The sequence below is a fragment of the Streptomyces sp. NPDC005899 genome, assembly GCF_040629645.1.
GTDB lineage: Bacteria > Actinomycetota > Actinomycetes > Streptomycetales > Streptomycetaceae > Streptomyces.
Window position 1 is genome coordinate 24,779 of the sequence record NZ_JBEXWB010000034.1, and the last position, 9,622, is coordinate 34,400.

At 73.4% G+C, this 9,622-nt stretch carries 12 protein-coding genes; 6 read left to right on the forward strand and 6 right to left on the reverse strand.

The annotated features are described in order from the left end of the window. Window positions 1-7: 7 nt before the first annotated feature. Complete coding sequence (locus tag ABZ371_RS07235; RefSeq protein WP_358674738.1) at window positions 8-259, reverse strand: DUF6296 family protein; 252 nt, start codon at window positions 257-259, stop codon at window positions 8-10. A gap of 304 nt (window positions 260-563) precedes the next feature. Between ABZ371_RS07235 and ABZ371_RS07240 the strand changes: the two genes are divergently transcribed. The 5 genes from ABZ371_RS07240 to ABZ371_RS07260 all read left to right on the forward strand — a co-directional run bounded on the left by ABZ371_RS07240 (window position 564) and on the right by ABZ371_RS07260 (window position 4,506). Continuing rightward, window positions 564-818: a DUF5133 domain-containing protein gene (locus tag ABZ371_RS07240; RefSeq protein ID WP_358674741.1), complete on the forward strand. Its 255-nt coding sequence runs from the start codon at window positions 564-566 to the stop codon at window positions 816-818. 173 nt (window positions 819-991) lie between these two features. After that, window positions 992-1,801 (forward strand): PepSY domain-containing protein, encoded by an 810-nt coding sequence (locus ABZ371_RS07245; protein ID WP_358674744.1) that lies wholly within the window; start codon window positions 992-994, stop codon window positions 1,799-1,801. Between the two features lie 308 nt (window positions 1,802-2,109). Beyond that, window positions 2,110-3,243 carry a hypothetical protein gene (locus ABZ371_RS07250; protein ID WP_358674746.1) on the forward strand — a complete coding sequence of 378 codons (1,134 nt, stop codon included), beginning with the start codon at window positions 2,110-2,112 and terminating at the stop codon, window positions 3,241-3,243. A 111-nt stretch (window positions 3,244-3,354) separates the two neighbouring features. Next, entirely contained in the window at window positions 3,355-3,576 is a 222-nt protein-coding gene (locus tag ABZ371_RS07255) for a hypothetical protein (RefSeq protein WP_358674749.1), read from the forward strand. 162 nt (window positions 3,577-3,738) lie between these two features. After that, on the forward strand, window positions 3,739-4,506 hold the full coding sequence (locus tag ABZ371_RS07260; protein WP_358674751.1) for an NPP1 family protein: 768 nt from the start codon (window positions 3,739-3,741) through the stop codon (window positions 4,504-4,506). A gap of 230 nt (window positions 4,507-4,736) precedes the next feature. On the opposite strand, the gene ABZ371_RS07265 is transcribed toward ABZ371_RS07260, so the two are convergent. Both ABZ371_RS07265 and ABZ371_RS07270 read right to left on the reverse strand, forming a co-directional pair. Next, entirely contained in the window at window positions 4,737-5,249 is a 513-nt protein-coding gene (locus ABZ371_RS07265; RefSeq protein ID WP_358674754.1) for a hypothetical protein, read from the reverse strand. A 193-nt stretch (window positions 5,250-5,442) separates the two neighbouring features. Further along, a complete protein-coding gene (locus tag ABZ371_RS07270) occupies window positions 5,443-5,865 on the reverse strand; it encodes a PPOX class F420-dependent oxidoreductase (RefSeq protein ID WP_358674756.1) in 423 nt (140 codons plus the stop codon). Between the two features lie 276 nt (window positions 5,866-6,141). Between ABZ371_RS07270 and ABZ371_RS07275 the strand changes: the two genes are divergently transcribed. Further along, window positions 6,142-6,459, forward strand: coding sequence for a hypothetical protein (locus ABZ371_RS07275; protein WP_358674759.1), 318 nt, complete (start codon window positions 6,142-6,144; stop codon window positions 6,457-6,459). A gap of 153 nt (window positions 6,460-6,612) precedes the next feature. Here ABZ371_RS07275 and ABZ371_RS07280 read toward each other — a convergent pair whose 3' ends face one another. From ABZ371_RS07280 to ABZ371_RS07290, 3 genes are all read right to left on the reverse strand, one after another. Further along, on the reverse strand, window positions 6,613-7,776 hold the full coding sequence (locus ABZ371_RS07280) for an oxygenase MpaB family protein (RefSeq protein ID WP_358674762.1): 1,164 nt from the start codon (window positions 7,774-7,776) through the stop codon (window positions 6,613-6,615). A gap of 66 nt (window positions 7,777-7,842) precedes the next feature. After that, window positions 7,843-8,895: a polyprenyl synthetase family protein gene (locus tag ABZ371_RS07285; RefSeq protein ID WP_358674764.1), complete on the reverse strand. Its 1,053-nt coding sequence runs from the start codon at window positions 8,893-8,895 to the stop codon at window positions 7,843-7,845. After that, window positions 8,888-9,163, reverse strand: coding sequence for a polyprenyl synthetase (locus ABZ371_RS07290; RefSeq protein WP_358674767.1), 276 nt, complete (start codon window positions 9,161-9,163; stop codon window positions 8,888-8,890). The genes ABZ371_RS07285 and ABZ371_RS07290 overlap by 8 nt, the downstream gene beginning before the upstream one ends. Between the last annotated feature and the right edge of the window lie 459 nt (window positions 9,164-9,622).

Genomic DNA, 9,622 nt, shown 5'->3' on the forward strand with positions numbered 1-9,622 from the left:
GGCGGTCTCAACCGTGGTGCGGGGCGGCTCCATGGCTCAGCGGCCTCGCCAACAGGGGTATACGCGGCGCCTGATGGCCCCCGCTCGCCTGCATCCGCACCTCGCCGCGCTCGCTGATCTCCGCGCGCACGATGCCGGTCTCGTCCTCGTAGATCGGGTAGCCCCCCGCACCGGACCGGGCCGTGAGGTGGACGATCACGACATCGTCCGCCGCGCCCGTCGTCTGGAATATGAGCTCGTAGGTCTCCGGATAAGCCATAACCGCCTCCTGACCGGTACGCCGGCGCAGCGGCCGGCTGCCCGACATGCCCCATTGTTTCGCACGGACGCGCCGTGCGCACACGGCGCGGACGGAGTAATCCGACGTCCGGGGGAGCGGACCCGTGGCGGTCCGTGATTCCGGATGCGGTTTTCCCCGGGCGGGGCCACCATCATCTGCAAGGGACCGGACGCGTGCTGACGCTTCGCACGGCCGGGCCGTGACGCCAGGCGGACCGCCGGCGCGATCGGACATCGTCGGTGCGGGGCCTTGGCTCCCGGCCGCCCTGTGGAGAGGAACTGCCGTGCTGATGGCCAATCCCGCAACGCTGCGGAGTCTCGTCAAGCGCTACGAGTCACTGCGGAGCGTCCATGCACGGCTCGGGACCTCCGAGAGCAGCCGCCATCTCGAGGATGTCTCCTACACCCTGTGCGTCACCACCGGAACCCGGACGGTCCACGACGCGCTGATCGCGGCGGAGGCGCAGTTGCGCGCCCTTCCCTCCGCCGCGCCGGTGCGATCGAAGGCGGTCCCGTCCGAGGTGCAGCTCACAGCCTGACACCGCCCTCGGGCCTCGCCAGGACGCCGGTTCGCACGGACCGGCGTCCTTCGCCGTACGGGCTCGGGGGCGGGGCCGCCACGCGACGGCGAACGGGGGGACCGCACCGTCGATCGGGTGACAGCCGCCGGTCGGGCAACATGACCGCGCGCCGCCGCGGCTAGGCATGGGGTATGAGATTTCAGCCCCGACGCAACAAGAACGTGTCCCCGCGCACCCGCCGGCTCCGCGTCGCCGGCGCCCTGTGCGCCGTGCTTGCCTCCGCCCTGGTGACCGGCTGCGGGCAGGACAGCGGAGACGAGACCGCCGCTGCGACCTCTGAAGCCGCGAAAGTCCTGCCGAACCAGTCGACCAGCCCGTCCGGCAGCCCGTCGGGCACGGCGCAGCTCACCGAGGACCAGGTGGAGCGCAGGGACCTGCTCTCCACCGTCAAGGTCACCTACACCAAGGCCGCCACGACGGCCGTGGGCGAGGTGTCCGGGGGGAAGCTGACCGAGCTGGACCTGAAGGACCTGGACGACGACGGCGACGAGAGCGCCAGCCCCAGTGCCGACGGCAGCGCGAGCCCGAGCGGCAGCGCGAGCCCGAGCCCGAGCCCGAGCGCGAGCCCGAGCCCGAGCGGCAGCTCCGCCGGCGCGAAGTGGGTCGCGGAGGTCGTCGAGAAGGACGGCACCGCGCACACGGTGAGCATCGACGCCGTCTCCGGCGAGGTCCTCGAGTTCAAGCAGGTCACCGGCCAGAGCGACGCCGAGAAGCAGCAGATGTCCGCGTGGATCTCCCAGGCGAAGCAGACGCCGCAGCAGGCCGCCAAGGTGGCCACGGGCAAGAAGCAGGGCACGGTCACCTCCATCGACCTCCAGGAGAACGCCGACCAGGTGCTGGTCTGGCAGGTCGAGGTGGTCGGCAGCGACTGGACGAAGACCGACTTCGACGTCGATGCCTCGAACGGCTCCATCACCAGGGAAGAACTCGACGACAACTGATCACCTCCTGACCTCTCCCCACGGGTGGCGGACCGCATCGCGGTCCGCCACCCGCGTGTGTGGTACCCGTCGGCGAACGGCGGACCGGAACGGCGGCCGGAGTCGTCAGAGGGGTGACCCGCCGCCGAAGGTCCGGACGGAGCTGTCCGCGGTCCCCGGCCGGCCGCCCGGGAACGCCGCTCCTGCGGAAGCCTCGGGGCCACCCCGGGCGGCCGGTCGCCGCCCCACGCACCGAACCGGACGCGGGGCTCGTACACGTACAGGAGTGCGAGTGGTGACCTCGGCGCCGTCGGCACGTTGTACGTGACGTGCCCAACTCATCCTCCAGCTCCCACCAGGCTCCGGCCGCGCCTGTCGTGGTGAGCGCGCCGCGACCGTTCCTGCTGACCCACCAGCAGGGGGTGGCCGCCCGCCGGCTCCTCGGCTACGTCACCTCCCTGCCGCTGACCACGGCCGACGCGCAGCTCCTCGCGACGGTCGTCTCCATCCGCGCGGCCCGCACCGGGATCGGCAACCTCACCGCGCAGGACCTGCGTTCGCTGCGGCTGGCCGACCCGGAAGGCGCTGTCGCCGCCGTCGGGGAGCTGGGATGGCGGGGGCAGGAGGCCCTCTTCGGCGGCAACCCCGACGTCCCCGTCGCCGTCACCGTGCCGGATCTCGCGGCCGGGGCGGACCACCCGCTGCCCTTCGGGAAGCTGATGCGGTCACGTGTGTCGGGGTGGGCGGCCCGCACCCTGGCGGCCAAGCCGGTCAGGAAGACGTCCTGCGAGGCGCGGATGGCCGCCCTGATCCTGGCCGCCCACGGTCCGTCCGACGCATCCGGCCCCATCCCCGGCGAGTTGCCCGCCTGGTGCCGGGCGGCGCTGCCCGAGCTGCTGGCCAAGGGCTTCTTGCTCGACCTGGACGACCACCGCTTCCGTCTCGCGGATCCGGTGCGGCACCTGTCGGGCATGCGTCCCCCGCCTCCGGTGCCGCGGGCGGACGACGCCGCGGGCACACCCTCGCCGACCTGGGACGAGTGGAAGGCGCGGGCGAGCGCCGCGCTGCGCCGCCACGCCGAGGCCGTGGAGCACTGCGCGCAGTGCGCGCTGCCCGCGGAGAAGGTGGCGGAGGCGTTCATGCGCGTGGCCGTGCCCGTCCAGGCGGACGAGAAGGTGCGTGCCGCCTACGCGGCGTGGGAGGCGACCCATCCCGGTGAAGGGCCGCGCGCGGCGCGGTTCACCGCGGACTTCCGTGCGTCGCACGGCCACGGACCCTCCGTCAGGCAGTTCTGCCTCGGCATGGGCTGGGGAAAGCAGCGCCGCGCACTGCGAGTCCTCGTCGTGCGACGTCTGATCGCCGAGGGCTGGCTGACCAACACCGACCCGGTGCCGTGGACGCTGCGTCCGGGCAGCGCCGCCCGGGCCGGCACGCCGGGCGCGGCCACCACCGGCGCGCGCTGAGGCCGGTGCGGACCGTGGCCGGCCGCACCCGGGGCGCCGCACCCGGCCGATCGGGCGGGCACCGGGCATGACATGGTTCTCCGTGATGTCCCGGCAGCGGAGGAGAGCGGCGTGGTGTTGACCGTGGACGGCGAGCGGTTCACCGTGACCCGGCGCCGGCAGGCGGGGAGCTCAGTGGTGTACGACTTCACCTGGGACTCGGGTCCGAACCCCGGCTACGGCTTCATGGCCGCGGTGCACGGAGCCGCCGGGCTCAGCGAGGCGGAACTCGCCGACGCCGCCCGCGAGTTCCTGGAACAGATCGATCCCGCCACCGGCCACCTCGCGGAATAGGGCCCCACCTCGCGGTCCTCCTGCCGCTCGACGGGGCCGCGGGTCCGCGCAGGGCCGGGCCCGGCGGGATTTCGCACGGGGTGCGAGGGTTCGGCACCGGTTTGAGTTGGGCATGCCAAGCCTGACCGCGTGCCCCCACACGCGCAGACCGGGAGGACCCCGATGCCCAGCAACCCCTCCGTCCGCAGGATCACCCTCGCCGCCGCCGGCGCCCTCGTGCTGGTCATGACCTGTGCCGGCACCGCGCTCGCCGCGCCGCCGGCCGCCCTGCCCCCGCAGGCGGACGCGATGGAGCGGGCGTTCCAGCCCGCCTTCGACTACGACACGGACGGCTGCTATCCCACCCCGGCCATCGGCCCGGACGGGACGACAGCCCCGGGCCTCAAGACCACCGGCGCGGTCAACGGCAGTTGCCGCGACGCGTGGGACCTCGACAACACCAACAGTTACTCCCGCTCCGCGTGCGACAACGGCTGGTGCGCCATCATGTACGGCCTCTACTTCGAGAAGGACCAGGCCGTGGCCGGAAGCGGGCTCGGCGGCCACCGGCACGACTGGGAGCACGTGGTCGTGTGGGTCCACGACGGCGAGGCGCGCTTCGTGTCCACCTCCGCCCACGGCGACTTCGACGTGTACGCCCGCGACAGCATCCGGTGGGACGGGACGCACCCCAAGGTCGTCTACCACAAGGACGGCCTGAGCACCCACTGCTTCCGCCCCGCGAACGCGAACGACGAGCCGCCCGAGAACCACGAACACGCGTGGCAGTACCCCGCCCTGGTCGGCTGGAACGGATACCCCGCGGGACTGCGGGACAAGCTCACCCAGGCCGATTTCGGCAGCGCCGTCCTCGGCATCAAGGACGGCAACTTCGGCGCCCACCTGGCGAAGGCGCTGCCCGGGGGCGTCCCCTTCGACCCCCACGCCTGAGTGCGAGCCGGGCCCGGGCTGCGCCCGCCTGCGCGCACCCCGGGCCGGGCGGGCTTCCCCCGTGGCGGAACGCCGCCCGCAGACCGCGCCGAGGCCTCGGGGAGGGTCTCCAGGTGGTCCGGCGCGGGCAGCGGCGGGAGGCCGGCGGTCACATCGTGGCGGACGGGTCACCCGCCTGGGTCACCGCGGCCCCGCGTGCGCGGCCGGCCCGCCGACTCCTCCGCCCGGTCTCACCCGCCGCAGGCCGGGGCGTGGCGGACGTCGATCACGAAGCGTTCGGGGGAGTGCAGCCTGTGGGTGCGGTAGTCGGGCTCGGTGCCGAACGCGGCGCCGAGCGTGACGGCCCCCTCGAAGTCGCCCGTCAGAGCGACGCCCTTGAGGGCGGGCAGGCCGGTCCGCGCGAGGCGGGGGCCTTCGTACACGGAGTTCCCCCCGGCGTCGTGTGCGGCGGCGGGCGCGATCCGGATCTCCAGGAACCGCTTTCCGGCGAGCGGGACTTTCGTCCCCGGGCCGTCGTAGCGGAGTCCTGCGACCGTGCGTACGGTGACCGGCGGCAGTGTGCCCCGGACGTCGACCACGATGCGGTCGTAGGAGCAGTGCGTGCCCCAGCGGGCGCCGGTGACGAGGGCGGTCGCCGCGGCCGGTGCGGGGCGCGGCGCCGCGGAGGCCGGGACGGTCGCTCCGGTCGCCGTGGCGAGGAGCACGCCCGCGGCGGTGGCCGCGAACCGTGAGCGATGGACCATGATGTCCCCATTTCTCGGTGTACGGGGGTGATGCGGTATGTGATGAGACACATCAGCAAAGCTCATGGTTGCAGCCGGAACCGCCTGGCAGCGGTGACGCCGGGCCCGGACGCCCACGCGTCGCGGCCACCCGGACATGCCACTCGCCGGTGCCGCGACCGCCCCCGGGCGACGGTCGGGGGCGGGGAGTCGATCAGCCGCCCGCCTGGCTGCTGTCCTTGAAGCCGCCCCAGCCGTGCCAGCGGTCGATCTCGATCCAGGCACTGACGCGGGCGCGGTCGCGCTGCCCGTACGGCTGGCCCAGGTAGTGGCGGGAGAGCCGGTCGATGTCGGTGAGGCCCTCGTCGTCACGCGTCTCGGCGACGCGTCCGATGAGTGTCACGTGGGTGTACCAGTCGGTGTCGTCGAGGACCGTCAGTGTGACGCGGGGGTCGCGGCGCACATGGTCGAGCCGCTTGCGCCCCTCATCCATGTTGACCAGGACACGACCGTCGTCCCAGAGGTACCAGGTGGCCGTCGACACCGGCTGTCCGTCCGCGCGGAGGGTGGCGATGACGGCCGGGTTGGGCTTCTCCAGCATGGCGATCGCGGCGTCGGGCAGCGGCGGCTTGGACATGTTCTCTCCTCTTCTCGCACCTGCGTGCCCGTCCCTGCGCGGGCGCCGGGCACGGCGGCCGGGGGCCGCGTTTCCACGCTGCCACATCCGGGCCGGGACATCCCGCACCGCGCCCCACCGGCCCCGCCTTCCGCATTCGGGCGTGACAACAGGGGATAACAGAGCGACAGGTCCCGGATGAGGGGTACGAGGGAGGTGCAGGCCCTCCCGGGAGCATCCCCTGACCCATCCGGAACCCGGCCGGCACGGCGAGGGCCGCAGACACGAGGAGTTCCCGTGACCACCTACGTCATCACCGTCCCCGGCACCTTCGTGCACGGTGTCACCGACACCACGCGGTCGGAGGTCGAACGCCGACTGCGTCCCCAGGATCCGCAGAACACCGAACTGGGGGAGACGGAGGACCTCGACATCCTGACGGTCCAGGACGGCCACACCTTCTCCCTGAGGCTGGAGGTCGACGCCGACGACCGGGCCGGAGCCGAGGCCGAGGCGGTCCGGCTGGCCACGGCGGCGCTGCGGGCGAGCGGCGTCACGGAGGCCGACGCCCCCCTGGGGGCGGCCGTGGTCACCGGGATCGACAGCGAGTACTGACGGTGCCCGCGCGGCCCGTGTCCCCTCCCGCCGATCACGCGGGACCCCGGGACGCGGGCCGCGGCGATCTCCCGCGCCCCCGGTCAGGAGAGGAGCGCGTGGAGCGTCGTCCGCCCATCGGCCGGCCCCCGGATCCCCGGGGCGTCGGCCGCGTCAGAAGGGGACGACGGCGGGCGGGGGTGTCCAGCGCTTCGTGCGCGGGACGGCGGACGAGACGCCGTAGTCCTTCTTGAGGTGTTCGGGGACGGCGTAGTGCATGACCCGGCCCCGGGTGAGCGAGGAGAGCTCGAACAGGGTGGTGAGGTGGCCCAGACGGTCCAGGGCCCACGCTCCCAGCGGGGAGCGGTCCTCGATCGTCTCCAGGACGTTCAGCAGCGCGGGAGCCGCCTTCACGACCGTGTCCCAGGACGTGCGGGGTACCTCCAGCCAGTCGGCACACGTGTCGCCGATCAGGTGACGGATCAGCGCGGAGACGACCGGGTCGAAGAACGTGCCGGGCACCACTTCCTCGTACAGGTCGATCAACTGCCGGGTGAGTTCGGCGCCCTCGGTGCTGGGGCCCATGTGGCGGGTCATGTAGAGGTCGGAGAAGTGGCGGGCCTCCCCGAGGTCCTTGGGCACGTGCCGCTGGTCGACGCCGAGCATGGCGCCCACCACGCGCCAGGCGTAGTAGTACGATTCCGCTCCCTCCACGCTCATGTGGACACCGAGGCGGTGCAGCGCGTCCAGAACCTGGATCGAGAACATCATCTGCCCGCCGATCAGGTCCTCCTGGCAGATCGGCGTCCCGAGGGCCGCCACGTCCCAGAGACCCTCACGACGCAGGTGGTGGCGGACCGAGGCGTGCAGCAGCCGCACCTTCTGAGCGGCGGGGATGAAGCGGCTCCCGGCCTCGAAGGCGTCCGGCCGCATCAGGTAGACGGTGAACTGCCCCGTCTCGGCCATGCGCTTGGACGGGTAGCGCAGCGAATGCGTGGCCGAGAGCAGCTTCGCGACGTGCGGCACGACATAGCAGGCGGGCATCGATGCGAACGACAACGCCGTGGAGATGTGCACGTTGTTGTCGATGAAGAACAGCCGGGCCCTCTCCATCTCGTCCCAGTCCACCCAGGCGGGTGGCGCGCCGGTCACCTCCAGGTATTCGCGCGCCACCTCCGGCAGGCCCTGCGGCACGTCCTGCCCGGCTGTCGACACGTAGCGCATCAGCGCGTTGAACTTCCCCACCTCGCCGCGCTCGAAGAGAGTGGCGACCGTGGCGTCGGCCAGCTCGTCACCGGTCTCGCGCAGGGAGTTCACGGACGGTTCGGTGCAGGGCATGCGGACCTCTTTCGGCATGGGCGGACGGCAGGGCGGGCGGCGGAGGGCCGGCGTGGGGACATGCGCTCAGCACCGGCGGACGGCCGCGGCCGCCGCCAGGTGAGTCATCGCCAGGCGGGCGTCACCGGACAGCCCGGCGCCGCGCAGCGCGCCGGTGGCGAGGGCGACCCGCTCGGTGATCATCGCCTCGACCCGCCGCCGGGCTCCCGTGCGCTCCACCACGGCACGGACCTGTTCCAGCTGTCCTGCGGTGAGCTCCGCGCGCCCGAGGGCGCCGCTCAGCTCGCCTCGCTCGGCCGGGGTCGCCGCCTGCCGGGCGAGGGCGATCAGCGCGGTGGGCCGGGCCCCCGTGATGTCGTCGGTGTTCGCCTTGCCCGTGGTCGCCGGTTCGCCGAACAGGCCCATCAGGTCGTCCCTCAGCTGGAACGCCTCGCCCAGCGGCAGCCCGTAGGCGCTGAACACCTCCCGCAGGTCCCTCTCCGCCCCGGCGAGGGCGGCGCCGATGAGCAGCGGGTGTTCGACGGTGTACTTGGCCGTCTTGTACCGGATCACCTTGAGCGAGCGGGCGACGTCGGGCTCGGCCGCGGTATGGAGGATCTCCAGAGCCTCGCCGGCGATCAGCTCGCGGGCCATGATCCCCCAGAGGCCGCGGGCCCGGGCCAGGTAGGCGGCGGGAAGTCCGCACGTGGCGAACAACTGCCCGGCCCAGGCCATCAGCAGGTCCCCGGCCAGCATGGCCAGAGCGCGGGCCCGGGCGGATCGGCGTGGCCCGTCCGGGAACACCTCGCGCAGCGCCACGTGGGCGGTGGGCAGGCCGTGCCGCAGGCGGCTTCTGTCGATGATGTCGTCGTGCACGACGGCGGCGGCGTGGACCAGTTCCATACTGGCCGCCGCACGGACCATCGCATCGCTGTCCGGCTGCCCGGCGGCGCGCCATCCCCAGTAGCAGAAGGACGACCGCAGCCGCTTCCCGTGCGCGGTCACGGACGACAGGGCGTCACCGAGGGGAGCCAGCGCCGCGTCGACCGCGACGAGTGCCTCGATCTCCGCCTCCACGAACCGTTCGAGCTCGCGGTCGACCCGGGCCCTCAGCGATCCCTGCCCCCACGGCTCAGCCACCGGACCCGCCGGCGCTCCGGGAACGGGCGGATCGCGCCAGTACCTCCAGGTGTGCGGGACCGCCCGCCGGCAGGCGGTCGACGGCCAGCCGGCCACGGGCCCGCAGGTCCTGCCCGCCCTGTCTCGCCAGCTCGCCGACATCCGCACGGTGCAGCAGACCGCTCGCCGTCCTGAGCGCCGACCCGCAGGTGTCCAGCGCGAGATCGACCAGACCGGCCAGCACCAGCATCGGCCGGCCTCCACCGTCCCGGTTTCCCTCAGCGTCCATCGGCACGCGTACCACCCCCACCCTCCGTCCCGGGCCGGCGTCCACGTGCCGGGCCCGCCAGGAGCAGCGTGCCCGACGGTTCAGGTCCCGCGCGGCCCGAAAACCCGATCAAGTGATCACTCGCTCATCCGTGCGCCAGGTCCGCGGAGGGGATGTCCGGAAGTCATGCCGCCCATCCGGGGCCGATCCACCCGGCGCGGACGGGCCCCCGGCACGCGACCGGCCTCGTGGTACCGCCGCCCACGGGCCCGTGCCCGGCCGTCCCCGCGACGGGCGGGAGGACCGGGAGGCGCCGGGCCGGCGACCGGAGTGACCTCCCGGTCGATCCGGGCCGGCCCCGGTGCACCCGCCGCGCACCGCGGGATCCAGCCGGTCCGGGACCGGCCCCCGGCCCGAGCTGGGTGGGCCGGGCGGCGGGGCGGTGGGGCACTCCGGCGGCCCCCGCTGTCGGCGGCGGGC